The organism is Mucilaginibacter sp. RCC_168, assembly GCF_041355315.1.
In the GTDB taxonomy this organism is placed as follows: domain Bacteria; phylum Bacteroidota; class Bacteroidia; order Sphingobacteriales; family Sphingobacteriaceae; genus Mucilaginibacter.
The window spans coordinates 1-26,048 of the sequence record NZ_JBFUPN010000028.1 but is presented as its reverse complement, the minus strand read 5'-3'; the positions used below and the strand labels follow the sequence as shown (position 1 = coordinate 26,048).

At 45.1% G+C, this 26,048-nt stretch carries 18 protein-coding genes; 13 read left to right on the top strand and 5 right to left on the bottom strand.

What is annotated here, in order from left to right; all coding sequences use genetic code 11:
* Nucleotides 1-319: 319 nt before the first annotated feature.
* Genes AB6735_RS23625 through AB6735_RS23610 form a run of 4 tightly spaced genes read left to right on the top strand, consistent with a single transcriptional unit; the run spans nt 320 to nt 8,258 of the window.
* Nucleotides 320-1,471 carry an acyltransferase family protein gene (locus AB6735_RS23625; RefSeq protein ID WP_370998577.1) on the top strand — a complete coding sequence of 384 codons (1,152 nt, stop codon included), beginning with the start codon at nt 320-322 and terminating at the stop codon, nt 1,469-1,471.
* 14 nt (nt 1,472-1,485) lie between these two features.
* Nucleotides 1,486-3,765, top strand: coding sequence for a beta-N-acetylhexosaminidase (locus tag AB6735_RS23620; protein ID WP_370998576.1), 2,280 nt, complete (start codon nt 1,486-1,488; stop codon nt 3,763-3,765).
* An 11-nt stretch (nt 3,766-3,776) separates the two neighbouring features.
* Nucleotides 3,777-6,086 (top strand): glycoside hydrolase family 3 N-terminal domain-containing protein, encoded by a 2,310-nt coding sequence (locus AB6735_RS23615; protein ID WP_370998575.1) that lies wholly within the window; start codon nt 3,777-3,779, stop codon nt 6,084-6,086.
* 3 nt (nt 6,087-6,089) lie between these two features.
* Nucleotides 6,090-8,258, top strand: a complete 2,169-nt coding sequence (locus AB6735_RS23610; protein WP_370998574.1) for a GH92 family glycosyl hydrolase — start codon at nt 6,090-6,092, stop codon at nt 8,256-8,258.
* 264 nt (nt 8,259-8,522) lie between these two features.
* Here the strand turns inward: AB6735_RS23610 and AB6735_RS23605 are convergent, their stop codons facing one another.
* A complete protein-coding gene (locus tag AB6735_RS23605) occupies nt 8,523-9,329 on the bottom strand; it encodes an SDR family oxidoreductase (RefSeq protein ID WP_370998572.1) in 807 nt (268 codons plus the stop codon).
* Between the two features lie 123 nt (nt 9,330-9,452).
* Here AB6735_RS23605 and AB6735_RS23600 point away from each other — a divergent pair, with 123 nt between their 5' ends.
* Entirely contained in the window at nt 9,453-9,983 is a 531-nt protein-coding gene (locus tag AB6735_RS23600; protein WP_370998571.1) for a lipocalin family protein, read from the top strand.
* Nucleotides 9,984-10,158: 175 nt separating this feature from the next.
* On the opposite strand, the gene AB6735_RS23595 is transcribed toward AB6735_RS23600, so the two are convergent.
* Both AB6735_RS23595 and AB6735_RS23590 read right to left on the bottom strand, forming a co-directional pair.
* Nucleotides 10,159-11,649, bottom strand: a complete 1,491-nt coding sequence (locus AB6735_RS23595; RefSeq protein ID WP_370998570.1) for an OmpP1/FadL family transporter — start codon at nt 11,647-11,649, stop codon at nt 10,159-10,161.
* Nucleotides 11,650-11,671: 22 nt separating this feature from the next.
* Complete coding sequence (locus AB6735_RS23590) at nt 11,672-12,565, bottom strand: hypothetical protein (protein WP_370998568.1); 894 nt, start codon at nt 12,563-12,565, stop codon at nt 11,672-11,674.
* 101 nt (nt 12,566-12,666) lie between these two features.
* Between AB6735_RS23590 and proS the strand changes: the two genes are divergently transcribed.
* From proS to AB6735_RS23565, 5 genes are all read left to right on the top strand, one after another.
* A complete protein-coding gene (gene proS, locus AB6735_RS23585) occupies nt 12,667-14,139 on the top strand; it encodes a proline--tRNA ligase (RefSeq protein ID WP_370998567.1) in 1,473 nt (490 codons plus the stop codon).
* A gap of 85 nt (nt 14,140-14,224) precedes the next feature.
* Nucleotides 14,225-15,364, top strand: coding sequence for a cystathionine gamma-synthase (locus AB6735_RS23580; RefSeq protein WP_370998565.1), 1,140 nt, complete (start codon nt 14,225-14,227; stop codon nt 15,362-15,364).
* Nucleotides 15,365-15,457: 93 nt separating this feature from the next.
* Nucleotides 15,458-16,309: a TIGR02757 family protein gene (locus AB6735_RS23575; protein ID WP_370998564.1), complete on the top strand. Its 852-nt coding sequence runs from the start codon at nt 15,458-15,460 to the stop codon at nt 16,307-16,309.
* 511 nt (nt 16,310-16,820) lie between these two features.
* Nucleotides 16,821-18,818: a KUP/HAK/KT family potassium transporter gene (locus tag AB6735_RS23570; RefSeq protein WP_370998563.1), complete on the top strand. Its 1,998-nt coding sequence runs from the start codon at nt 16,821-16,823 to the stop codon at nt 18,816-18,818.
* A 299-nt stretch (nt 18,819-19,117) separates the two neighbouring features.
* Nucleotides 19,118-20,173, top strand: a complete 1,056-nt coding sequence (locus AB6735_RS23565) for a GTP pyrophosphokinase family protein (protein ID WP_370998561.1) — start codon at nt 19,118-19,120, stop codon at nt 20,171-20,173.
* A gap of 287 nt (nt 20,174-20,460) precedes the next feature.
* On the opposite strand, the gene AB6735_RS23560 is transcribed toward AB6735_RS23565, so the two are convergent.
* Nucleotides 20,461-21,519, bottom strand: a complete 1,059-nt coding sequence (locus tag AB6735_RS23560) for a nucleoid-associated protein (protein WP_370998641.1) — start codon at nt 21,517-21,519, stop codon at nt 20,461-20,463.
* Between the two features lie 539 nt (nt 21,520-22,058).
* Between AB6735_RS23560 and mnmE the strand changes: the two genes are divergently transcribed.
* The 3 genes from mnmE to AB6735_RS23545 all read left to right on the top strand — a co-directional run bounded on the left by mnmE (nt 22,059) and on the right by AB6735_RS23545 (nt 25,573).
* Nucleotides 22,059-23,477, top strand: coding sequence for a tRNA uridine-5-carboxymethylaminomethyl(34) synthesis GTPase MnmE (mnmE, locus tag AB6735_RS23555; RefSeq protein WP_370998560.1), 1,419 nt, complete (start codon nt 22,059-22,061; stop codon nt 23,475-23,477).
* Between the two features lie 412 nt (nt 23,478-23,889).
* Nucleotides 23,890-24,456: a helix-turn-helix domain-containing protein gene (locus AB6735_RS23550; RefSeq protein WP_370998559.1), complete on the top strand. Its 567-nt coding sequence runs from the start codon at nt 23,890-23,892 to the stop codon at nt 24,454-24,456.
* Nucleotides 24,449-25,573, top strand: coding sequence for a site-specific integrase (locus AB6735_RS23545; RefSeq protein WP_370998558.1), 1,125 nt, complete (start codon nt 24,449-24,451; stop codon nt 25,571-25,573). The genes AB6735_RS23550 and AB6735_RS23545 overlap by 8 nt, the downstream gene beginning before the upstream one ends.
* Here AB6735_RS23545 and AB6735_RS23540 read toward each other — a convergent pair.
* Nucleotides 25,557-25,913, bottom strand: a complete 357-nt coding sequence (locus tag AB6735_RS23540) for a helix-turn-helix domain-containing protein (protein ID WP_370998557.1) — start codon at nt 25,911-25,913, stop codon at nt 25,557-25,559. The genes AB6735_RS23545 and AB6735_RS23540 overlap by 17 nt on opposite strands.
* Between the last annotated feature and the right edge of the window lie 135 nt (nt 25,914-26,048).

Below are 26,048 nucleotides of genomic sequence, written 5' to 3'. Positions count from 1 at the left end.
GGCGTTTAAACTTACAAGGTTAAAAACAAGTCGCATAGCCTACTCACCCGGTCTACGCTTCGCTGGACCACCCTCTCTGCGGCTTTGCCGCAAAGAGGGTAAAGAAAGAAAAACCCCTCTATGCGCGAAGCGTAGAGAGGGGTGACGAGCGCAGCGATGTCGGGGTGAGTCGATAGGTGCCTAATTTTCGCCTTATGCCTCTTCATGGGCTATTACTATCTCAAGAGGGGGAGTTGCATAACGATAACATTTTCAAGAAGATAATAGTTATCTGTTTTAAACAGATGTTAAGGTTTTTTGATCAACAAAGGATAAAACTATGGCAAACACCATCGTTGGCGATAAAGCCACCAGTATCAGTCGCCCGCGCTTGCTTTCGCTCGATTTTTTTCGGGGATTTACCGTGGCTGCTATGATACTGGTGAATGATCCCGGCGACTGGGGCCATATTTACTGGCCGCTGGAACATTCTAAATGGAACGGCTGCACACCGACGGACCTGGTTTTTCCTTTCTTTTTATTTATGGTGGGCGTATCTATAGTTTATGCCATGCAGGCCAAAAAAACAGATGCAACTGGTCATCCCAGGCTGATGTTATCCATCCTTCGCCGTACCCTTATTATTGTATTGCTGGGGATCTGTTTACCGCTTATCGGCGATTTTCAGTTCAGCCATTTGCGTTTCCCCGGTGTATTGCAGCGCATTGGTATTGTTTTTGGTATTACGGCTGTGCTGTACATTAAAACCAATACCCGCACACAGATATCCATTGCCCCGGCTTGCTTAATTGGCTATTACCTGCTCATGACTTTGGTTCCTGTACCCGGCTTTGGTCATGCCAACCTCAATCCCGAAACTAATCTGGGCGCCTGGGTTGATAGACTGGTATTTACGCCGAATCATCTTTGGGGCGCATCCAAAACCTGGGATCCGGAAGGTTTGCTGGGCATTATCCCCGCTATCGGCACCTGCCTCATCGGAGTACTTACCGGTACCTGGCTCAAAAGCGACAAACTGAAAACCGGCAGCCAGATACTCCGGTTGACAAACGCGGGAGCCTTGTTGGCTGTAGCCGGATTGCTCTGGAATACGTTTTTTCCCATCAATAAATCCTTATGGACAAGCTCCTTTGTATTGTTCACCGCGGGGTTGGCTATTATTATCCTTTCCATATCCTATTGGCTGATCGATGTAAAGGGTTATAAAAAACTGTTACCGCCCTTCCTTGCTTTTGGGCGTAATGCCATAGCGGCTTATGTGCTGGCCGATGTTATCCCGGCTGTGATAGCCATTATCCCGGTTATGGATAACGGGCACAAGACCAATATCTGGTCGTATATGTATTTTCATTTGCTCACGCCAAACTTTTCGCCCGAGAATGCCTCGCTCATATCGGCTATCTTTACCGTCATTATCATCTTTATACCGGTTTGGATATTGTATAAGAAAAACATCACGGTAAAAATTTAAACCTTTATTCCTTTATGATTCGTTTCAGCAAAATATACCTGCTTTTAATAATAACCTGTTTGGGCTTAGGTGTAAAAAAGTCGGTCGCGCAGATGCACATTATTCCGCAACCACTACACTTAACCACACAAAAAGGCAATTTTATATTGAACAGTAAAGCCGTTATCGGGGTTGATAAAGAAAGTGCCGCGGTGGGAAAATACTTGCAAGGCTACCTCGCTCAATATTATAAACTGCAATTAACCCTGAAAGTTTATACCCAGATTCCTCCATCAACAGCAATCAGATTGATCAGCAGCAACCTGAAGGGTACGGATGGCGCTTATGCCCTGAGTGTTACCGCCGGCAAAATAACCATATCGGGTAAAGGGGCGGGCATATTTTATGGGGTGCAATCACTTATACAATTGTTGCCCGGAGTTGCTGCTAAGCCCCTGCAAATACCCGTTTGTGCCATTAGCGACGAACCCCGCTTTCAATGGCGTGGACTGAGCCTGGATGTATGCCGCCACTTTTTTACGGTGGATGAGGTAAAGAAATACATAGATGTAATGGCGCATTATAAGCTGAATGTATTGCACTGGCATTTGACTGATGATGAGGGCTGGCGCATCCAGATAGATAAATATCCAAAGCTGACCGAAGTTGGTTCGAAAATAGCTTACTATGCCAAAGAAGGGAAGTTCCGAAAGCTGGATAACCTGGTAGATGGGGGTAACGATGGCTTTTATACCAAAGCCGAGATCCGCGACGTGATCAAATATGCACAGGACCGGTTTGTGACCATTTTGCCCGAGATTGAAATGCCCGGCCACAGCGAGGCCGCCATATTCGCCTATCCCGAATTGGGCTGTAAAGATTCTACAGGTGCCAAACACCGGGTACGTATGCTCGATCCCAGTGAATATACCTTTAAGTTTATGGAAGACGTGCTGACCGAGGTGATCGCCTTATTCCCTAATCAGTACGTACACATCGGTGGGGATGAAGCCGAAATGGCCGACTGGCTCAAAAGCCCAACAGCTGTTGCCCTGATGCGAAAAGAAGGCCTGAAGAACGAAAAGGAAGTACAAAGCTATTTTATTAAACGCATCGAGAAATTCCTGATCTCCAAAAATAAAAAACTGGTAGGCTGGGACGAGATCTTACAGGGTGGTTTGGCAGAGTCGGCAACAGTGATGAGCTGGCGGGGCGAAGAGGGGGGAATTGAAGCCGCACGTATGCACCATCATGTAGTAATGACACCGCTGCCTTATATGTACTTTGACGCGCCGCAGGCCAATGAGCAATTGGAACCCATAGGCTGGAATCCGCCGGTTACATGGCAGATGGTGTATAACTACGAACCGCAATCGAGCCAGTTGACGCCTGCCGAGACAGCCTATATTTTAGGTGCGCAAGGCAACATCTGGACAGAAAAAATACCCAATGCCCCGCATCTGGAGTATATGGTTTTCCCCCGTGCGCTGGCCGTTGCCGAACTGGCATGGAGCAGTAAAGAAAATAAGAACATCGACCGTTTTGAATATAAAATGAAACAGCAGTATCCTTATTTTAAACGCTGGAATCTGAACGCGCGCCTGCCTGATATTGTGGGCATTGACCATATCACCACCAATGCAGAGCGGTTTAAGCAAACCTTACAATACCCTTTATTGGGTGCGCAGATACGGTATTCGCTTAACGGCAAAATGCCCGATAGTACAGCCAAAGCAGTAGCGTTTCCCGTAAATATTGATGTTCCGCTGGAGGATAGTCTGGAGCTGAAAACTTATACCACCTGGAACCTGAACGCGCAGCACATATTGCAAAGTGCTACCATAAAACATGTAAAAATTAAACCACGGGTAGTTTATACAGCCGAACTGAAACCAGGTTTAGGCTATAAAATTTTCAAAGCCAAGGAAATCAATTATGCCAAACTGGAGGCTGTACCCCCGGTGGGCATGACCGTGATCTCAACTGCCACCCCGGCAATATTACCTGTAACTGATGGAGATTTGACCTGGGTTAAGTTTAACGGTCTGATTAAAATAGATACAGAGGGTGATTACGAATTGACATCGGGATTTGAGGTGAGCCCGACTTTAAATTTGGATAATGAATTGCTTATCAGAGGCGAAAAAAACAGGTATGTGGAACCGCAGAAGGCCTTGCTGCATCTTAAAAAAGGCTTTTACGAGTTTAGCGGCTATTATACCGCCACCGAAGCCAATAGCAAACAAATATTGTTTATGCTAAAGGATGCTGCCGGTAAATTGCTCGATCCGCAGAAATACCTTTTTCATTTATAGATCATATCAATATGATGCGAAAAAAATGGAGTTTAACAATAGCGGCATTTTTGATTATGTCCGCCGCCCGTGCCCAGGTTTATAAAGACCCGAAAGCCCCTGTGCCTGCCCGGGTCAAAGATCTGCTGGGCCGCATGACGCTGGAAGAAAAAGTAGGGCAAATGAGCATGAACTCCTTAAAAGGCTCATTGAGCAATCCTATTGCTTATGGCGTGTGCGAAAGCCCCTTTGTAACCATTAATGAAATAGCATCCTTATCCATCAAAGCCAAAAAATACGCCCGCGAAAAAACACGCTTGGGCATTCCACCCATACAAATAGGCGAGTGCCTGCACGGGCAGCTGGCAGCAGGGGCTACTATATTTCCACAGGCTATAGCGCAGGGCAGCAGCTGGAACCCGGCGCTCATTAAACAAATGGGTTCGGTTATCGCTTACGAAGCATCTTCATCAGGAGTTGACCAGGCGTTGTCGCCCTTGTTTGATTTGATCCGTGACCCTCGTTTTGGCAGGGTAGAGGAGTGTTACGCCGAGGATCCTTACCTGGTAGGTCAATTGGGAACCGCTTTTGTAACCGGTATGCAGGGCGATGCTGAGCAAAGCCTGATGGGCATAGGAAAAGATAAGGTGATGTGTACTGCCAAACATTTTGCTGCTTACAGTATCCCGGTGGCGGGTATTAATTTGGGGCCTGCCTCCATTGGTGAGCGCGAACTCCGGTCGATATTCCTGCCGCCTTTCCGCGATGCGGTGCAAAAAGCCAACATCTATTCGGTGATGCCATCCTACAATGAAATGGACGGCATACCTGCCCATTCCAACCGGTTTTTATTGGAGCAGGTATTGCGCAAGGAGTGGGGTTTTAAGGGTTATGTATTCTCTGATTATGAGGGTTTGAAAATGTTATACAGCTTTCAGCGCACAGCCAAAGACGCAGAAGCCGCCGCCCCCATGGCCATCAAAGCCGGTGTCGACCTGGAAGCGCCCAGTCCGGATGTATATAGTAAACTGATAGAACTGGTAAAAGTCGGTAAGGTAAAGGAATCACAGATAGATACCGCCGTGGCCCGCATCCTTACTGCCAAATTTAAGGCCGGTTTGTTTGAGAAACCTTTGGTGGATACCCTGCAGCTTAAAAAACGCGTGCATACCCCGGCGCATGTGGCCCTGTCGCAGCAAATAGCCGAGGAATCTATTATCCTGCTTAAAAACGACCAGCAATTGTTGCCCCTAAATATCAATAGATTGAAGTCGCTGGCGGTGGTCGGCCCCAACGCCAACCAGGTACAATACGGCGATTATAGTTCCACCCGTGATAACCGATCCGGTACTACCGTATTGGATGGTATTAAACAACTGGTGGGTAATAAAATAAAGATCAATTATGCCAAAGGCAGTACGCTGTCTGGTCAGGATACGAGCGGCTTTGTGGAGGCCGTTACCGCTGCCAAAAACAGCGATGCGGTAGTCGTGGTGCTGGGTACCACCAGCGTAGTATTCTCGGGCATCGGCTGGAACGGTCATACGCCCGAAAGCGAGCCCAAAGATCCGTTTACCTGTGGCGAAGGTTATGATGTAACCGATATTAATCCTGATGGTGTTCAACGCCAGTTATTGCAGGCCATTTATAAAACCGGTAAGCCCGTGATACTGGTGCTGGTACACGGTCGTCCATGGAGCATCAGTTGGGAAAAAGAGCATATCCCGGCCATACTCGAAGCCTGGTATCCCGGCGAAAAGGGTGGCGCGGCGGTTGCCAATATCCTGTTTGGCAAGGTGAACCCATCGGGCAGGTTAAACGTATCCATGCCGCAATCCACAGGGCATATACCGGTATTTTATAATCATGTGAGTTCGGGCAGGGGATTTTATCATAATCCCGGCTCGCCGGATAAGCCGGGGCAGGACTATGTTTTTTCATCCAGCGATCCGCTCTTTCCTTTTGGTTTTGGCTTGAGTTATACCTCTTTTAAGTATAGTAATATGCAGGTATCGGCAACCTCGTTTGGCAAAGCCGGACAAGTGCAGGTTTCTGTCGATGTAACCAACAGTGGGAGTATGACAGGTAAAGAAGTGGTGCAAATGTACCTGGGCAACAAAGTTAATTCGGTAACCACACCGGTAATGGCGCTGAAAGGTTTTGATAAGATAGCCCTGAAACCCGGCGAAACCAAAACGGTAAAATTTACCATAACACCCGAAGACATTGCCATATGGAACATGGATATGAAACAGGTGACCGAACCCGGCAAATTTGATGTGATGATTGCCCGCTCGGCAACGGATGTAGTGTTCAGCAAAACATTGGAATATAAAGAATAAGCCATGCGGAAAAGCCTGTTAATAGGAATGCTTTTTTTATGCGGATGCTTTGGCACTTATGCGCAGAGTTACAGCAAATACGTCGATCCTTTTATCGGCACTTCTGCTACGGGGCATACCTTTCCAGGTGCCACGGTACCCTTTGGTATGGTTCAGCTCAGTCCGGAAACGGGTAATTTTGGCTGGCATTATTCGTCGGGTTACCGTTATGAGGATAGCACTATAACAGGCTTTGCACATACCCATTTAAGCGGCACAGGCGGTGTCGACCTGGGCGATGTGCTGTTTTTTCCTTTCCAGGCTAAAGATCCGCGGCAATTTGTGAGCAGGTTTTCGCATCGTAAGGAAAAAGCCTCACCGGGTTATTACGAAGTGGTATTGGACGATCATGATATTAAAGTACAGCTTACCGCTTCCGCGCATACCGGTCTGCACCGCTATACCTTTAACAAAGCCGGGCAATCACATTTGCTTATTGATATGCAAAGCGGACTGGTAGAGAATGCAAACGAATTGAAAGAACACGTATCCGAAGGCAGCATCTCTATCGATTCAAAAACTTCTGTTAGTGGCTTTGCTTTTTCCAGTCAATGGGTTGAGAAAAAGGTTTACTTCACCGCGCGGTTCAGCAAGGCTTTTACCGGCTCTCACTTTATCGACGAGGATCATCGCCGCCTGATAGTCGATTTTGATACCAAACCCGGCGAAACCATCGAAGCCAAAGTAGCCATATCTGGCGTAAGTATTGATGGCGCCCGCAAAAACCTGGCTGCCGAAACCGCTACCAAAACATTTGACCAGGTTAAAGCGGATGCTGCCAAAATATGGGAAAATTATTTCGGCAGGATGAAGGCCGAAGGAACTACCGCGCAAAAGACAGCCTTTTATACCAGCATTTACCACGCCCTGATCCAACCTGACAATATTGCCGATGTGGATGGTCAATACCGTGGCGCCGACGGTGAAGTTCATCAATCTGCAGACAAGGTGTATTACTCCACCCTGTCGTTATGGGATACCTATCGCGCAGCACAGCCATTTTATACGCTGATCTGTCCGGATAAGGATGGACAGATCATTGAAGCCATGCTGCAGCATTTTAACACCGCCAAACTGCTGCCCGTATGGACTTTATGGGGTAAGGAGAGCTACGCCATGATCGGTAACCACGCGGTGCCTGCCATAGTGGATGCAGCGTTAAAAGGCATCAAAGGTTTTGACCGGCAACAGGCATTTGCCGCTGTTAAAGCCTCGCTCACCAATAATAAAAACCCTAAATACAACTGGGGTACCTATATGCACTATGGATACTTACCGTCCGACTCGGTAAAACGCGAGGCTGTTTCCCGCACGCTGGAAGCTGCTTATGATGATTGGTGTGCCGCGCAACTCGCCAAATCCCTGCATAAAACAGCCGACTATAACTATTTCAGCAAGCGGTCCAAATACTATGTAAACCTGTTCGACAGATCAACCAACCTAATGCGGGGGCGTTTAGCCAATGGCGATTGGGTACGTCCCTTTGCCAACCTGGATAGCGGGCAGCTGGCCATTGGCGGCGATTATACCGAAGGCAACGCCTGGCAATATGTATGGTCGGTGCAACAGGATATTCCCGGTTTGATCAAACTTATGGGCGGGAAGAAGCCTTTTGCCGCCAAACTCGATTCCTTATTTAGCATGAGCTCTAAAGTGTTTGGCAAAGGTTCTACACTGGATGTTACCGGGTTGATAGGCCAGTATGCACACGGCAACGAACCCAATCATCATGTGGCTTATTTGTATACACTTGCCGGTCAACCCTACAAAACCCAGCGCCTGGTACGCCAAATAGCCGATCAGTTTTATCAGAACAAGCCGGATGGTCTGTCAGGCAATGACGACTGCGGACAAATGTCGGCCTGGTATATTTTTACAGCCATGGGTTTTTATCCCGTTAATCCAGCCGATGGTCGGTACGTTTTTGGCGCGCCGCAACTAAGCAGGGTAAGCATTGCCATAACCAGTGGTAAAAGCTTTGTGATGGAAGCCAAAGGTTTATCGGCGACTAACAAATATGTGCAAAGTATCAGCCTGAATGGTAAGCCTTATCTGAAAAATTATATTAGTCACGCAGATATTTTAAAAAGTGGGAGCTTGGTTTTTGTGATGGGTGATAGGCCGAAGATGTGATTGTCTTTGTGGAAACCTTCGTTGTTCGAAGTCTCTGACTTCGGACGATTATGTCTGTAGTTTAAAACTACAGACAGCAGGCCGGTTCAATGTTTTTCTGTAGTCTGAAGACTACAAGCATAATGGTTCGAAGTCAGAGACTTCGAACAGCGCAAGTATCTTTTGTAGAGACGCATATTTGCGTCTCCCGCCGGACAATCACCTATGGCACCGTGTTTTAATTGCATAGAGGGAGACGCAAATATGCGTCTCTACAGACATGGATTAACCCAGCCGATCCACTTTATACCGATACCCCAAAACCTCCTCCATATTTACACTCCTCACCGTTTTCCATTCCTTCAATTCATCAAGAAATTCCGGGCCTTCCAACCCCGATCTGATGCTTGCCACCGTATAAAATGCCGAACGGCTTGGATGATCAGGAGAGCAGCCATTAAACAAATAACCAAATGCCTGCCGGGCAAGGATAGCCATGCTTAAACCAATACAATCATCCAAATGAATAAGGTTAACCGGGGCGTTGCCGTTGGCGATGTCCTTTTTGCCGGCAAAGAATCTGCCCGGATCACGACCCGGACCGATCAGCCCCGCGAAGCGGATAATCGTAGTTTTGAAGGTGCTTTCCGCTCTGAACAGGTCTTCTGCTTCCAATAGTATCCGTCCTGCCTCGGTATTAGGTTGCGGATCACTTAATTCATCAACCTCCGCGTTTATATCGGCATAAACACCTGTGGAACTGATAAAGACCACATTTTTTACATCATGTTTTTTGATGGCTTTGATGATACCTTGTATTTTATAAATAAACTCAGGTCCTTCACCGCCCCGGCTTTTGGGCGGGATACAGATAAAAAGCACATCGCAGGTAAAAAACGTATCGTCATACTGTTCATCGCCCGGCAAAAAACTTACCAGGTAGGGCTCAATACCATCGTCAGCCAGTGCTTCCAGTTTTTGTGGTGATGTGGTGGAGCCTTTTACCGTATGACCGGCAGTGATCAGGGCTTTTGCCAGTGCCTGGCCATACCAGCCGCAACCTAAAATACTGATGTTCATTTTCTGTGGCATTACCTGTTTTTAAGCTTATTTTAATGAATTGGCGCAAAGGTAATTAAATATTTAAGGCAGATAAATGCGCAGAATGTGCATTTATCTGCTAAACTTTTTGCCTGCTATAATCGTTGTTGTTGTATGAAAAAGGAGATTTTAGCAACATCTGTCGTTTTAGGATTGACCGCCCTGGCCCTGCAAGCCAGGTGTAAACCCTTAGAAACTGTTAAATACGTAGAATTAAAAAAATATTTAGGTACCTGGTTTGAGATAGCTGCCTTTCCGCAAATTTTTGAAAAGGGTTGCAGCTGCACATCGGCAACTTACGGGTTAGCCGAGGACGGCTCGCTGATCGTCAAGAACCGCTGTATTAAAGACGGCAGCTTAAAAGTAAAGGAAGGTCGTGCTTTTGTAACCGATCATACCAACGCGAAACTCGATGTTGAATTCTTTTGGCCGTTCAAGGGTAAGTATTGGATCATCGATCTGGCTAAAGATTACAGCTATTCGGTAGTTGGTCATCCAGACCGTAATCATTTATGGATCCTGAGCCGCCGCCCTACGCTCGACGAGCAAACTTATAATGAGCTGGTAGTACGCGCCGCTGATAAAGGTTTTGATGTACGCAAACTGGTAAAAACAGAGCAGATAGCTGATGTATCGGGGATATAAATACAGAGCGAAGAATCAAGTTTATTAGGATAAAGAATATGTCTTCCCCGCTGGCTGTGTCCTCACAGCCAGCTTACAATCGACAACATAAAAAAACCGCCTGTGAGGACACAGACGGCGGAATAGTATATTTGTAGAGACGCATCACATGCGTCTTTTTTATGAGCGAATAATATTAAAACCGGTAACCCAAAGTTAAAAAGGCGTTATCGTTTGTCTTTTTGAAATTAGCTGTCGGGTTGCCGTTGTTGATCAGGTAAGGCGAGAACGATTCGGAGCCGGTAACATGCGCATAGGTAGCATCTACATAATACTGACCAAATCTTAAACCAATACCACCGCTAACGGTTTTGATATCGCTGCTTACATCGGTAGCGCCGGTATTATTTTTAAACGGACTGCCTTGCTGGCTGTATCCGCCGCGTAAGTAAAATACATTGGTTACGCGTGCTTCGGCACCCACATGTAGGTTGATAGCCGATTTGTAATTGGCTTTAATGGCATCGATATCGCTGGAATTATCATAACTATCATTACTACTGATGTGGGTGGTTGAATAGTCGATATATTCCACATCGCCCGATATAAAACCGTATTTACCAATAAATACCGCCGCGCCACCAGCCAGTTTAAGCGGTGTGCGCATGTTGTAGTTGAGCGCGTAATCGCCGGATGAGTTAGGTTGGTTGGCTTTTCCATTAATAGAGGTAGCCAATCCTTCAGCATACACATCGCTGATGCTATAAAATGTAGGAGAGGTAAACGTAAAGCCTAAACGAACGGCTTCAACCGGTTTGTAAATAACACCCAATTTTACATTTGCGCCAGAGCCTCTGGTCGATTGATTTTGCGCATAGTTGGAATTAAAAGGAGTACGAGTGCCCGTTGTGCCACCGTTGGCTGTTATAGAAGCAGTGCCATCTTCGATAAACTGGCGGGAGTAATCATACCGGATGTCGGTTATGGCAACACCCAAACCCAGGTACAGCTTATTGCTATAGTTGGCTCCAAAGGCAAGATCAAACTCCGACTGGCCACCAGTGCGGGTGATCACTCCTGTTTGATTTACCGGGACGTATACTGTACTTGCAAAATCAGGTTTTTGAGCGGTACCAAAATTATCAATCAGGTTATCTTTATAAGCCCATTGTGCAAGGGCATCGTCCGGGCGGTTATTAGCTGTTCCGGCATAATAATCAGATATGGAGTTGGATGCGTTTTTACCATTGTAAACTATATTCTCATAAAAATTATTGGTGCGACTATAGCCTGCGCCATAATTGATGCTGAGCCATCCCTTGGTTTTATCGCTTCCTTTAGGGCTGTTAAGGCGCTGATAATACACAATGGAGGCATTGCTCAAATTAGCGCTGTTTTTGCTGTCGTTGCCGGTTTGCCCAAAATAGCTTGATTTTACTTTCGATCCATTGAATTCCGGTGTTATGCTGAATTCTGAATGGGTGAAAAAGCCCAAACCCGCTGGGTTGCCGCTGAGAGAGCTCAGATCGCCGCCTATAGCCGTACCCGCATTGCCAATTGCCTTGATACGCGATGTAGAGCCGTTTTGAAAGGTCGAAAAGCGGACTACATCCTGTGAGTACTGCGCAAAACTATTTTTGGTAATAGCTACTATAGCGATTACACTAAGTAAGTATTTTATCTTCATGGAATTTCGGGGATGATAAAGTTTATGGTCTTGATGGTCTGCCGCCTCCGCCACCACCGCCGCCGCCCGAACTTCTGGAGCCACCGCCCGACGAATTATTGGAAGGTGCTGAAGATGTACGGTCAACCTGGGGCTGTTGATATTGTGGTCGTTGTTGTGTAACCGGTCGTGAGTTATCCGCATTGGTTTGTTGTGAACCCGGGCGCGACGGACGGCCATCTGTACGGGCCGGTCGCGAATAATTGTTGTTGGTGCCCCGGCCACCTGGTATATAGCCTATACCGCCACCGGCAGGTACACGTGAACCATAGCCTGGTCTGCCACCGGTGCTCTGGCTGCCGCCACCGCCGCCAAACGGAATGCCCGGTCCCCGGTTTGGACGAGGCCTGCCAGAGGTAAAGTAATTGCTGCCCCAATATCTGCCCGGATAACCGCCGCCATAGTAGCCGCCACCCCAATAGCCGCCACCATATCCGTTCCAGCCATATCCTAAGCCCCATCCGCCGTAGCCATAACCCAATCCCCAGCCGCCATACCCGTAGCCGTAAGGAGAGTAGCCATAGCCCCAGGGGCCATAATTAAAGCCTAAGCTAAAGCCGTTGTTGTAATAAGGGTCGCTGTAGCCATAATACAAATTGTCATAAAAGCTAAAAGGCGAGAAATAATTGAAACGGTTGATGCGCGATGTATAATCATCATAGTAAAAATAATCATCGTCATCATCAACATAAGTCTGACCTTGTGCAGCGTTGGGGTTATAATTGTCGGCCGCGGCGTAAGTAGGCTCGTCGCCGGCCGTTGCTTTTGAAAAGTAAACGTCATCGCTGGTATCTGTATTGGCAAGCTTGGTTGTGGAGCAGGAACTCAACGCCATGGCGCCGATCAGAAAAATTCCTGTAGCAATGTTCCGTTTCATATGCAGGTATGTGAAAAGTTCGAGTTCAAATAACTTTTTAATTTATAAATTTGGCGCAATATACAATATTCGCACAAGTCAAATTATATATTCCAATCAATATGAGTAAAGGTGTTATTAGTAAAGACGAAGATTATTCGCAATGGTTTAATGACCTGGTAATAAAATCCGACATGGCCGAATATTCGCCGGTTAGAGGTTGCATGATCATTAAGCCGTACGGATATTCGATATGGGAAAAAATACAAGCCGTACTGGATCAGATGTTTAAAGATACCGGGCATAGTAATGCCTATTTCCCGCTGCTGATACCCAAATCTTTCTTTAGCAAAGAGGCCAGCCACGTGGATGGTTTTGCTAAGGAATGTGCTGTGGTTACTCATTATCGCCTTAAAAACGATGGCGATGGCAATATCATAGTTGATGAAGAAGCCAAACTGGAAGAAGAACTCATTATCCGCCCCACATCTGAAACCATTATCTGGAACACGTATAAGGGCTGGATCCAATCATACCGCGACCTGCCTATCCTGGTAAACCAATGGGCCAACGTAATGCGCTGGGAAATGCGCACCCGCTTGTTTCTGCGTACCAGCGAGTTTTTATGGCAGGAAGGCCATACTGCCCACGCTACATCTGAAGAGGCCGTTGCTGAAACCGAGCAAATGCTGAATGTCTACGCCGATTTTGCCGAAAACTGGATGGCGCTGCCGGTGGTAAAAGGCCGTAAAACAGCCAACGAACGTTTCGCGGGCGCTTTAGATACCTATTGTATTGAGGCCCTGATGCAGGATGGTAAAGCCCTGCAAGCAGGTACCTCGCACTTCCTGGGGCAAAACTTTGCTAAGGCTTTCGATGTGAAATTCACGAATAAAGAGAACGTACAGGATTTTGTTTGGGCAACCTCATGGGGGGTGTCAACCCGTTTGATCGGCGCGCTGATCATGGCTCATAGTGATGACGCCGGACTTGTATTGCCGCCAAAATTGGCCCCTATACAAGTGGTAATTGTGCCTATTTACAAGCACGATGAAGAGCTGGACAATATTGCCGCTTACGTAGCAGGCTTAACCAAGGAGTTGAAAGCAAAAGGGATCTCTGTAAAATTTGATAAACGCGATACCCACCGCCCTGGAGCTAAGTTTGCCGAGTACGAGCTGAAAGGCGTGCCATTGCGCGTAGCCATCGGTAGTCGTGATATGACAAACGGAACTGTTGAGTTGGCCCGCAGGGATACTAAAACCAAGGAAACCACTACGCAGGAAGGTTTGGCGCAGAAAATAGAAAGCCTGCTGGAAGAGATCCAAAATAACATTTACAAAAAAGCCTTCGATTTCCGTGCTGAAAACACTACAGAGGTGGACACCTGGGACGAGTTTAAACGCATGCTGGATGAAGAGCCAGGTTTCCTGAGCGCCCACTGGGATGGCACACCGGAAACCGAACAAAAGATAAAAGAGGAAACTAAAGCGACAATCCGTTGTATACCTTTGGATAACAAACAGGAAGAAGGCAAATGTATCCTTACCGGCAAACCGTCGACACAGCGGGTGCTGTTTGCAAGGGCATATTAGAGCCAGCCTATAGTTCATGGTTAATAGTTCATAGCCAAAACTATTAAACTATGAACTATGATCCATTAACTATGAACTACCAATTATGAAATTCGCAACAAAAGCTATACACGCAGGGCAGGAGCCCGATCCAACAACCGGCGCTATCATGACGCCGATATATCAGACATCAACCTACTGGCAAAAATCGCCTGGTGATAATAAGGGCTACGAGTATTCGCGCGGTACCAACCCAACCCGCAAGGCGCTGGAAGATTGTCTGGCTGCTTTGGAGAATGCCAAATTCGGACTGGCATTTTCAAGCGGCATGGGCGCTACCGATGCGGTAATGAAACTGCTGGCTCCCGGCGATGAAGTGATCACCGGTAATGACTTATACGGCGGCTCATACCGTATCTTTACCAAGATATACGCCAACTACGGCATCAAGTTTCATTTCCTTGATCTGTCGAACCCAGAGATCATCCGCGAGTATACTAACGATAAAACCAAGCTCATCTGGATAGAAACGCCTACCAACCCCACCATGCAAATTGTGGATATAGAGGCGATAGGCAAAATAGCCAAAGAGAAAAGTCTGCTTTTTGTGGTAGATAATACCTTTGCTTCGCCATACCTGCAAAACCCTATTGATCTGGGTGCCGATGTGGTGATGCACTCGGTAACCAAATACATCGGCGGTCACTCAGACGTAGTGATGGGCGCCCTGATGTTGAATGATGAGGACTTGTACAAAAGACTGTGGTTCATTTATAACGCCTGCGGCGCTACACCGGGCCCGATGGACAGCTTCCTGGTGCTGCGCGGTATCAAAACCCTGCACCTGCGCATGAAAGCCCATTGTGAGAATGGCAGGCAGATAGCAGAGTTCCTGAAAACGCATCCAAAGGTAGAGAAGATCTACTGGCCGGGCTTTACCGATCATCCCAATCACGAAATCGCTAAAAAGCAAATGCTTGATTTTGGTGGTATGATCAGTATCGTGTTAAAAGGTGCCGATTTGCAGGAGACATTCCGCATTGCGTCATCATTCAAAATATTTTCACTGGCCGAGTCGTTAGGCGGTGTAGAATCGCTGATCAATCACCCCGTAAGCATGACCCACGGATCGATCCCCAAAGCCGAGCGCGAAAAAGCCGGCGTGGTTGACAACCTGTTACGCCTGAGCGTAGGGGTAGAAGATATTGAGGACTTGCTGGAGGATCTGAAACAAGCACTTTCTTAGTAGCAAGTAGTTAGTATCAAGTATCAAGATTTTTGAACACACCATCGGAGATTCTGTACTTGATACTTGATACTCGCTACTTGATACTAAATTATGATCGAAAACGTAAAAGCCTTCCTCGATGCCAAAGTAGCCCAATACAACCAGCCTGGTTTTATTGAGAATGACCCCATATCTATTCCGCATATGTTCAGCCGTAAGCAGGATATCGAGATCATGGGTTTTTGGGCGGCTACTTTATCCTGGGGACAACGCGTTACCATCATCAAAAAATGTAAAGAGCTCATCACGCTTATGGATGGCGCGCCCTATGATTTTATCATCAATCATGAGGAAGTCGACCTTAAAAAGCTGCTCAGTTTTAAGCATCGCACTTTTAACGATATTGATACCCTGTATTTCATCGCCTTTTTCAGATATCACTATGAAAGATTTGAATCATTAGAGGACGCGTTTTTGCCTGCAATTATAAAAGAGTTTGTCATCCTGAGCGATAGCGAAGGATCTAATCGCCGACAGATTCTTCGCTCCGCTCAGAATGACAAAAGGGTTGATGCCGAAACAGCGCTGAACCATTTCCGTTCATACTTCTTTTCCCTGCCCGATTTTCCGCACCGTACCAAAAAACATGTATCATCGCCATCGCAAAAGTCTACCTGCAAGCGCTTGAATATGTTTTTACGCTGGATGGTGCGCCAGGACAATTGCGGGGTTGATTTTGGTATCTGGAACCGCATAAAACCTACTGATCTCATCTGTCCGCTTGACCTGCATGTGGATAGGGTGGCGCGTAAGCTGCTGCTCATCACCCGCAAACAAACCGACTGGCAAACCGCCGAAGAACTCACCGCCCGCCTGCGCGAATTTGATCCCACAGATCCCGTGAAATACGATTTCGCCCTCTTTGGATTAGGGATCGAAGAGCGTTGGGGTGTGCAGTTTTAGCCGATCTTTTACATCATTTTCAGGCATCTCGAATTAACTTCCGCTCGTCATTACGAGCGTAGCGTGGCAATCCCTAACTGTACAGAGCCGCTCTGCTAATCGGGGGATTGCCACGTCGTTCCTCCTCGCAATGACGCGTAGAGAAAAGAATTTCCTCTTTCCGCCGAAGGCGAAGAGAGGGAGGGCCAGCATAGCGCAAAGGTCAGCTGACTCTATTTTACAGGAAATACCCCTATTTCAATCACCCTATCAAAATGATAAAATCTATCAAAATGATAGGTTTTAAATCGCCATGAAAATCATAGGTGTTTAGTTATATAACTGTTTTATAATATCTTATATAAATAGGATGCCCAACGGCATACATTTTGGCTATGGCGAATCATCAATCAAATTAATGTATGATGGTACTGTTTTCTGTAGCTGCCGGCCAAAAAATAAAACAAATGGCAAAAATCTCCCGGGCAGCCTTTTTTCCATCATACCAACCCCTATTTTTTTATTTCATTAAATGAATTCGCACGTTAAGCAACTCTCTTTCGCGGGTCTTATAGTTACCCTTGGTATTATTTTTGGCGATATCGGTACCTCGCCCCTGTATGTTTTCCAAACCTTACTGGTAGAGGGCGGCAAGGTAGACATGGCGCTGGTATTAGGCTCTATATCCTGCATCTTCTGGACACTCACCCTGCAAACCACTTTTAAATATATCGTGATCACCCTGCAGGCCGATAATAAAGGCGAAGGTGGTATATTTTCCCTGTATGCCCTGGTAAGGCGCTATGGCAAATGGCTGGCTATCCCGGCTATTGTAGGCGCAGGTACTTTGCTGGCCGATGGTATTATTACCCCACCCATATCCGTAACATCGGCTATAGAAGGCCTTAACCTGGTACCCGCGTTTTCCAGCGTTATTGTGCCGGGCAATAATCTTATCCTCATCATCGTGATCAGTATCATCATTCTGCTGTTCTTTTTTCAGCAGTTTGGTACCAAGGTGGTGGGTTCGGCGTTTGGGCCTATCATGCTGCTGTGGTTTGTAATGCTGGGCATTTTGGGTACCATGCAGGTAGTGCATCATCCATCCATATTTAAAGCTTTAAACCCATATTACGGCGCACGCTTACTGATGGATCACCCTAAAGGTTTCTGGCTGTTGGGCGCTGTATTTTTGTGTACCACGGGTGCCGAAGCGCTATACTCAGACCTGGGTCATTGCGGGCGCAAAAACATACAGGTAAGCTGGATTTTTGTAAAAACTACCCTGGTTTTAAACTACCTGGGGCAGGGTGCCTGGGTTTTGGCACAAGCACCGAGTAAAGATTTTACCGGCGTTAACCCATTCTTCGAGATCGTGCCGCACCAATTTTTGATTCCCAGCGTAGCATTGGCCACTATGGCAACCATTATTGCCAGCCAGGCTTTGATCAGCGGATCATTTACCTTGATCAGCGAAGCGGTGAGCATGAATTTCTGGCCGCGCATCACCATTAAATATCCATCCAACATACGCGGACAGATCTATATCCCCAGCATCAACTGGATCCTTTGCGTTGGTTGTATCCTGGTATCGCTTTACTTTAAAACATCTGCCGCTATGACAGCCGCTTATGGTTTTAGTATCACCATAGCTATGCTCAGTACCACCATTTTAATGTACTACTTTATGCGCTACGTAAAGCACTGGCCGGTATGGATGGTTACTGTGATCCTGTGCGTGTTTTTAACGGTGGAGTTTTCGTTTTTTGTAGCCAACGCGGTGAAAATTATACACAGGTTGTTTTTTGTAGGCTTTGAAATTGGTTTGATATTTACCATGTACGTTTGGTTTAAGGCCCGCAAGATCAATAACCGCTTCCTCAACTTTATTGATATCAAGGAAAGATTACCACTGCTTAACGCCCTGAGTGCCGATACTACGGTAAACAAATATGCCACACACCTTATCTATTTAACCAAGGCCAACAACGGCAAACAGATAGAAGAAAAGATCATGTACTCCATCATGAGCCGCCGCCCTAAACGTGCCGATACCTATTGGTTTGTGCACATTGAACGTACCGACGAACCCTATACCATGGAGTACAGCGTTGACCAGATAGAACCCGGCAAAGTGATCCGCATTGAGTTCCGCTTAGGTTTCCGGATACAGCCAAGGGTAAATGTATTATTCAGGAATGTAGTAGAGGATATGGTGAAACGCAAGGAAATTGATATCACCAGTCAGTACGAATCACTGAACAAATACAAGATAGCCGCCGATTTCAGGTTTGTGATCATGGAGAAATTCCTGTCGTACAATAACCTGTTCAGTACGTCGGAAGCGTTTATCCTCAATAGTTATTTCGCTATCAAAAAACTGGCCCAGTCAGAAGCCAAAGCTTTCGGTTTGGATACCAGCGAAACCCGGATAGAAAAAATACCGCTGGTAGTAAAACCTGTAAGTAACGTTCACCTTAAAAGGGTAGAGGCGGTTAGTTATAGCAATGGTGTTTTGGAAGTGAACTGATAGTAACTGTAAGTTAATAATGATAGGCCTTATCCTGTTTTCAGTACAGGGTAAGGCCTATTTTTAGTTGGCGCTGTTCGAAGTCTCTGACTTCGAACTAATATGCCTGTAGTTTTATAACTACAGATAGTTTGTTTAGTAACTCCGTGTAGTCTAAAGACTACGACCATAGTCGTCCGAAGTCAGAGACTTCGGACAGCGACGTTTTGGGTTAATAGGATTTAGATATCGGCGTTTATCAATTTTATTCTTTACATTGCTATAATGTATTTTCTAAAGAACCTAACCAATCACAGTAAATGAAAGAAGAAATACTTGAGAATTTTAGAAATAATAAAAAAACCTTTAACGCTTTCAAAGATCGATTGATTTATTTAGTAAGAGACTTAATAGAAAAAGAAAATATTATTCCTCATCAGATTATAGGCAGAACAAAGGATATTAGTAGCTTATCAAAAAAAATTGATAAAAAGGGAGATAAATACAACCATTTAAGTGATATCACAGATGTAATAGGGTTGCGAGTGATAACATACTTAGAAAGTGATGTTGATCCCATAGCTCAGATTATTGAAAAAGAATTTGAAAAAGATGAGGAGAATTCAATAGATAAGAGAATCTTAAAGAATGATCAATTTGGATATAGATCATTACATGTTGTTGTTTCACTTAATGATAAAAGAATTAAGCTTCCAGAATATTCTAAATATAAATCCATAAAGTGCGAGATTCAAATAAGATCTATTCTGCAACATGCTTGGGCGGAAATTGAACACGATTTAGGATACAAAGGTATAGATGTCCCGGATAATTATAAACGTTCGTTTAATAGAGTAGCTGCTCTTCTTGAAACAGCGGATTTGGAATTTGTGAAACTTAAATCCCAATTAACCAATTATGAAAAGGATGTTCCTGAATTAATAGAAAATAAACCGGAAGAAGTAGATATAAACAAGGCATCTATAAGTTCTTTTATTCAAAAAAGTTTAATTATTGCGGAAATAAAGAAAACCATTACTGAAGCTACAGGACATGGACTCCGGTTAGCTTCTAATTATAATCTGGTAATTGCCATATTAAAGTATTTTGACATAGGTACAATCAAAGCTCTTAAGACAATTCTTGAAGAGAATAAGATACAATATTTTGAATTTTTAAAACACTACATTGATGTAAGAGATTTTAAAAGAGTTCTCAGTGAAAATGTGGTGTTAACTTATTTTGGTAATTATTTAGCTTTAAGCAAAAATGATCCAGGAGAGCTAGAACGGTACCTTCAAAGTTTTGGCCCCGATAAAGTTGATGAATTAACACAAGATCTTTTAAAAGCCTATCGTGAGTCAAAGGGTTATTAAATCAATCTGTACTCGTTGCAAACGAACTCAAGTAAAATTGACTAATTAATCTACCCTCTGCTAGCGCACGCGTGCCGCGTGTGACCTTGTAATACATACCAAAACGTTGTTTAGTTAAATATAGACACACGCGACACGCGCGCGCCAGTGAAAGTCGAAGGCGCGCATAGAGGCCTATCCGTCATGCCTCGACAGCGCTCAGCATGACACCCTATTTAGGCAAACAGTGAGAAATTTGGTGCTATTAAATCACTAATTCACTAAATCAATAATTCACTAATTAAAAACTACGCTTCTTCCTTAAAGTAAACTTTATAGTAGTTCATAGCTCTGCCATCGTCAAAGCCTTTTTCAATGAGCTCTTTGTCGCCGTGAATGTAGATGTGGAAGTTTTTATCCAGCTTGAGTACGCTTTTATAAACACGGGCCTGCTTTTTTACGGCATTATCTGATATTACAAAGTTATCGGCAATGGGGCTGTCGAACTCCTGCTCGTATTGGTTTTTAAAGTTCTTGAACGATTCGATGGCCTCCGGATTGCCGATTACCTCGTTGGAGAATTCATCCATATTAAATTCATCCTTTTCCTTAAAGTACTTCATGGAGCGGTTCAGCAGATCGATCTTGTCGGCCTTGCTCATTTCAAACTGGTCGTCGAGTTTTTCGGTAACAAAGTTTTTGTAAATACCCAGGGTATTATTGGTTTGGTTAAAGCTGTCGTTACGGATACGGAGTTGCAGAAAATCGTCTTTCCAGTACACTGCAGCATCTTGTCCGCCATTGGTTTTATCAACTACCACCACTTTGTAGCCGTTCTCTTTTTCGATATTAAAAATGAGTACGCCTTTGTCCAGCTTATTGATGTTGATAGCATCCTGCTCATAATCAACCTGGAAACCGCCCTTGTCCGGGTAAACTTTAAGATAAGTCTCCTTATTCTCCGATTTAAAAATACCGATAGCATCCAGTGGGTTGCCTTCAATTTGTACATCGTTAAAATAAACCACGTATAGCTCTCCGCCTTTAATATTGGGATGCGTGGTAGTTTTGTACAGGTGTTTGGCTATCTGCTCCGATGCTTCGTGAAATTTCTCTTTGTCCTCAAAAGCCTGTGTGGCAAAGTGATGGATCTCATTGAGCGCTAGGTTGCCGCTGCTGTGCATGAGGTGATATACCTCATTGGCTTTTTCAAAGGGCTTTAAAAAATACTGCATCAGCAGGTTGGGAATAATATCGTCCTTCAGTTCCAGGGGCTGGTTTGACAGGGCATACATCTCTTCCTGCGACTGGTTGCCGACATGATGAACGGAAATAGTATCGAGCGAGGCTTCAAAAAAAGTTACCATAATTGACGCGAAGGTAGGGCTTTTGTGGCGTAGTACATAGTTCATGGTTGATAGATCATAGTGAAAATTACAGGAGAGTTATTGACTATCGATCATGGTCAATGGTCTATTGACTTCTTTTCATTTGCCACTGTCCCGGCAATTTCGTATCTTTATATCAAGTGAACAGCCCGGCTCTCAAAACGAGAGAGCCGGGCTGTTTTGTTAAGGAAAAAAACAGGACAAAAAAACAGCTGTTTTTATTTAGTTATTTGATAGTGAAAAATTTAAATACTTTTTAAAGTTTTAAAAACGCATCAAAACCATGTTGAAATTTGTTAAAAAGTGTTAAAATGAGGGATTTTGAACAAATTTTGAACCGCTTTTACCCCGTTTTTGAGCAGAAAAGTGTTAAAATTTGAGGTTTAAAAAGTTTTAACGCCATCCAAAAGTAAAAGCTTGACTGGGGGGTGACCCCTGGCAGTCCGGTGCAATTTATTTGTGCTAAATTTGTGCTTTGGTCCATGATCACAATGACTATGAACCATCGACTATTGACCATGGACAATTCACAACTCACAACTCACCACTCGCAACAGGAAACCATAGTAGCCCTGGCCACACCAAACGGGATAGGGGCAATAGCGGTGATCCGCCTTTCGGGCCTGGATGCTATCCATATAGCCAACAGCGTATGGAAAGGCAAGGATTTGACCAAACAGGCCTCGCATACCATCCATTTCGGCCATATTATGGATGGCGACCTGATGCTGGACGAGGTGCTGGCATCGCTATTTGTAGCACCCAGATCTTATACCCGTGAAAACGTAGTGGAAATAAGCTGCCACGCTTCGGGCTATATCATTGAGAGTATCATTAAGCTGTTTATCAAAAAGGGTGCGAGAAGTGCCAAACCCGGCGAATTTACGCTGAGGGCGTTTCTAAACGGTCAATTGGATCTATCACAGGCTGAGGCTGTAGCCGATCTGATCGCCTCCAACTCCAAAGCTTCACAGCAAGTAGCCTTACAGCAATTGCGGGGTGGATTTAGTAACCAACTGCAAGGTCTGCGTGAACAACTGGTGAACTTTGCTTCACTCATTGAACTGGAACTTGACTTTGCCGAAGAGGATGTAGAATTTGCCAACCGCGATCAGCTTAAACAACTCATCGTGGATATTACCCGCATTATTGGGAGATTGATACAGTCGTTTGAACTGGGAAATGCCATAAAACAGGGGGTTAACACCGTGATAGCCGGCAGGCCCAACGCGGGTAAATCAACCCTGCTCAACGCCCTGCTGAATGAAGAAAGGGCTATTGTGAGCCATATCCCAGGTACAACCCGAGATACGATTGAAGAGGTATTGAATATACAGGGCATCAATTTCAGGCTGATAGACACCGCTGGCATACGCGAGGCTACGGATGCTATTGAGCAAATAGGGGTACAGCGTACCATGGAGAAGATCAGTCAAAGCGCGCTGCTCATCTATGTTTTTGATGCGGAACAGATAACGCTGGAAGAGCTAAAAAGCGATCTGGAGAGCTTGCAGAACCCCGGTATAGCTATGTTGCTGGTAGCCAATAAAATGGATCTGTTACAACAAGATAAAAAGCGGGAGAGCATCCATGAGTTTTTCCATACCTCCGGACTTCCGGATCTGCAGACCATCTTTATCTCGGCCAAAGAAAAACTGCATATAGACGACCTGAAAAATAAGATCTATGGCACCGCCATCAAGGATCAGCTCAGCGGTGATGAAACGCTGGTAACCAATATCCGCCACCTGGAAGCCCTGCAAAAAACAGAAGAAGCGCTGATCAGAGTATTAGGCGGTATTGACGGTAGCATCACCTCCGATTTCCTGTCGATGGATATTAAACAAGCTCTGCACTACCTCGGCGAAATAACCGGAGCCGTTACTACAGATGATCTGCTGGATAATATATTTAGTAAGTTCTGTATCGGCAAGTAGGCCTGCCAAAAATCCTAAAACTCTGTAAACTTACGACAAGTAAATTGCTCATTGTTAACAAATTATGTTAATTATTCTTGTCCAAATCCTTGGATAATTGCCCTTGTTTTTCCGACTTTTGTTACTCAGATGTTACTCAAAAATTTATTTTTTGATTTCATCGGAAATTTGGATGAATTAAGTCGCTTCGGGCACTTAATTACTCTTACATAACCTTAATCACCTTTAAGGGAGACCTGACCGGTTACTTCTTTACCAGAATTTAGCAAATTCTGATCAGAAATAACATCAGTGGTAATTAATTCGGTTAGCTCTCCTTCGATTGATAATCAGTAAGTTATCGAGGCGAAATTATCAGGTGGTTTGGATTTTTAAAACAAAAACAGGAAGTAGAAGAAATAATGTTATTAAAATGAGTTCCAATATCACCGTCAACAAAATATGTGAGCATTGCGGGAAGGTCTTTACGGCGAAAACAACGGTTACCCGGTTTTGCAGTTCCAAATGCAACAGCAGGAATTACAAGCAGAAAGTTCGCAATGAAAAGCTGGGCATTGCAAAACAAGAAGTCCGTAAGGTAATCAGTCATCAGTTGGAAGAACTGACCTCGCTTGAATTTCTAACTGTGAAAGCTGCCGCAAAACTATTAGGAGCCTCGGACAAAATAGTTTATACGATGATCAAATCGGGGCGGTTAAAATCCACCAATCTTTCTGTAAGAAAGACAGTGATAAATCGTGCCGATATTGACCGGCTGTTTGAATTGCCCGAAATGGCGGACGAAAGGAAACCTAACAGCTCAAATTTATCTGAATGTTGCCATATGGGGGATGCCCAAAAACTTTATAACATCTCTGAGAAAGCACTTTTCGATATCCTCAAAAGAAATGGCATCCCGAAATACCAGGTAGGTAAGTTTACCTATGTGCTCAAATCACATCTCGATCAAATCTTTAATCCGGGAGGTAGCCATGCCTAAAGTACATATCCGAAAGAAAGCAATTTCCAAGGGAAGGCATTCTGTTTATTTGGACTTTTCGCCGCCGCTGCGAAATCCAAAGACCGGAAAACCACAACGGTTTGAATTTTTGGAACTGTTCCTTTATGACAAACCGGCCAACATGTGGGAGCGGCAGCATAACATCGAAACAAAAGCTTTGGTCGAAAATATCCGGTCGACACGACAACTGGATATTCAAAACCGGAGGTTCGGCTTTATATCTGATCGCGACCGCAATTCCAGCTTTGTTGATTATTTCCGCGAATATACGGGAGCGAGGCAGGAAGCGGATTCCGACAACTACGCGATGGCCTTCCGCTATTTCCTGGAGTTTGCCGGGCACGATGTGATTTTTAGCGACCTCGACGAATTCTTTTGCGTTGACTACCGTAATTTCCTGTTAAGCGGGCCTGGAATTGGCCGTAAGGGCAGGCCGATCACTACCAACACCGCTGTCAGCTATTTTGCCAAATTCCGTTCTTCATTAAAACAGGCTTATAAACAAAGCTTGCTGACCACCGATCTGTACAGCCAGGTCAACGCGATCAGCCCTAAAGAAACCCACCGTGAACAACTTGAACTGGAAGAGTTTCAGCAGTTGGTGGATGCCCCTGCGAAATCCAGGCTGATCAAAAGGGCGGCTATCTTTTCAGGGTTAACCGGACTGCGATTTTCGGATGTGCAAACTTTGTACTGGTCAGAGGTGCGCGGCTCCGAAGGCAAATACCACCTGCAGTTTACGCAGGAAAAAACAGAGGGCGCAGAGATACTGCCGATCTCTGACCAGGCTGTCGAGATATTAGGTGAACGCGGTGAACCGGGTGACAGGGTGTTTGCGGGATTAGCTTACTCCAGTTTAAAGCCCTGTTTTACAGACTGGCTGAAAAATGCAGGGATTTCAAAGAACATTACTTTTCACAGCTTCCGGCATACCTATGCTACACTGCAAATAGAGTTAGGAACGGAACTGCTGACGGTTTCCAAATTGCTCGGGCACCGGAGTTTCAAAACAACACTGGTTTATACCAAAGTAAAAGACAAAAAGAAGATTGAGGCGGCCGGAAGAATCAAGCTGAATTTTAGCGGTATTTTCTGATGGCCGGTCTTAGCCGGTTGCGGTAAGGCAGTACTTCTGCATCCTGCCTGATCTCGATAAGTGTTTTTCTTTTTCCCAGCCTAATCCATTCTTTCAAATCGGTGCGGTTAAAGTATAATCGTTTGCCTGGTTTATTGTATGGAATTTCCTGCCGGCTGACTTTAGTGTATAATGCACCTACAGAAACTTTTAAAAAATCCGCTGCTTCTTCAATATTTAACAGTTCATTTTGGTCCGGCTCTTTGGGTTCTAGCCTGGCCAGTATAATCTCTATCTGCTCTACTTTTTCAAAAAGCTGGCGCACCACTTCGGGAAGTTCATTGAAGTTAAATGGTTCCATTGCGCAATGATCGGTTATTGTTATGGGATTCTTCCGCCATATAATCGGTAGTTGCGAGCAGGGCTGACGCATAAGAAAGGATAAAAATGCGTGGTGTTATCAACAAAATGTTAATAAAGAAGGAGTAAGTTTAGG

Bases quoted from the DNA above. Each gene is read 5' to 3' on its own strand.
- AB6735_RS23575 (WP_370998564.1), top strand. From the start codon at position 15,458: ATGATCGAAAACGTAAAAGCCTTCCTCGATGCCAAAGTAGCCCAATAC.
- AB6735_RS23600 (WP_370998571.1), top strand. From the start codon at position 9,453: ATGAAAAAGGAGATTTTAGCAACATCTGTCGTTTTAGGATTGACCGCC.
- AB6735_RS23625 (WP_370998577.1), top strand. From the start codon at position 320: ATGGCAAACACCATCGTTGGCGATAAAGCCACCAGTATCAGTCGCCCG.
- AB6735_RS23620 (WP_370998576.1), top strand. From the start codon at position 1,486: ATGATTCGTTTCAGCAAAATATACCTGCTTTTAATAATAACCTGTTTG.
- AB6735_RS23590 (WP_370998568.1), bottom strand. From the start codon at position 12,565: ATGAAACGGAACATTGCTACAGGAATTTTTCTGATCGGCGCCATGGCG.
- mnmE (WP_370998560.1), top strand. From the start codon at position 22,059: ATGGACAATTCACAACTCACAACTCACCACTCGCAACAGGAAACCATA.
- AB6735_RS23605 (WP_370998572.1), bottom strand. From the start codon at position 9,329: ATGCCACAGAAAATGAACATCAGTATTTTAGGTTGCGGCTGGTATGGC.
- AB6735_RS23550 (WP_370998559.1), top strand. From the start codon at position 23,890: ATGAGTTCCAATATCACCGTCAACAAAATATGTGAGCATTGCGGGAAG.
- AB6735_RS23610 (WP_370998574.1), top strand. From the start codon at position 6,090: ATGCGGAAAAGCCTGTTAATAGGAATGCTTTTTTTATGCGGATGCTTT.
- AB6735_RS23580 (WP_370998565.1), top strand. From the start codon at position 14,225: ATGAAATTCGCAACAAAAGCTATACACGCAGGGCAGGAGCCCGATCCA.
- AB6735_RS23565 (WP_370998561.1), top strand. From the start codon at position 19,118: ATGAAAGAAGAAATACTTGAGAATTTTAGAAATAATAAAAAAACCTTT.
- AB6735_RS23615 (WP_370998575.1), top strand. From the start codon at position 3,777: ATGATGCGAAAAAAATGGAGTTTAACAATAGCGGCATTTTTGATTATG.
- AB6735_RS23570 (WP_370998563.1), top strand. From the start codon at position 16,821: ATGAATTCGCACGTTAAGCAACTCTCTTTCGCGGGTCTTATAGTTACC.
- AB6735_RS23560 (WP_370998641.1), bottom strand. From the start codon at position 21,519: ATGGTAACTTTTTTTGAAGCCTCGCTCGATACTATTTCCGTTCATCAT.
- AB6735_RS23540 (WP_370998557.1), bottom strand. From the start codon at position 25,913: ATGGAACCATTTAACTTCAATGAACTTCCCGAAGTGGTGCGCCAGCTT.
- AB6735_RS23595 (WP_370998570.1), bottom strand. From the start codon at position 11,649: ATGAAGATAAAATACTTACTTAGTGTAATCGCTATAGTAGCTATTACC.
- proS (WP_370998567.1), top strand. From the start codon at position 12,667: ATGAGTAAAGGTGTTATTAGTAAAGACGAAGATTATTCGCAATGGTTT.
- AB6735_RS23545 (WP_370998558.1), top strand. From the start codon at position 24,449: ATGCCTAAAGTACATATCCGAAAGAAAGCAATTTCCAAGGGAAGGCAT.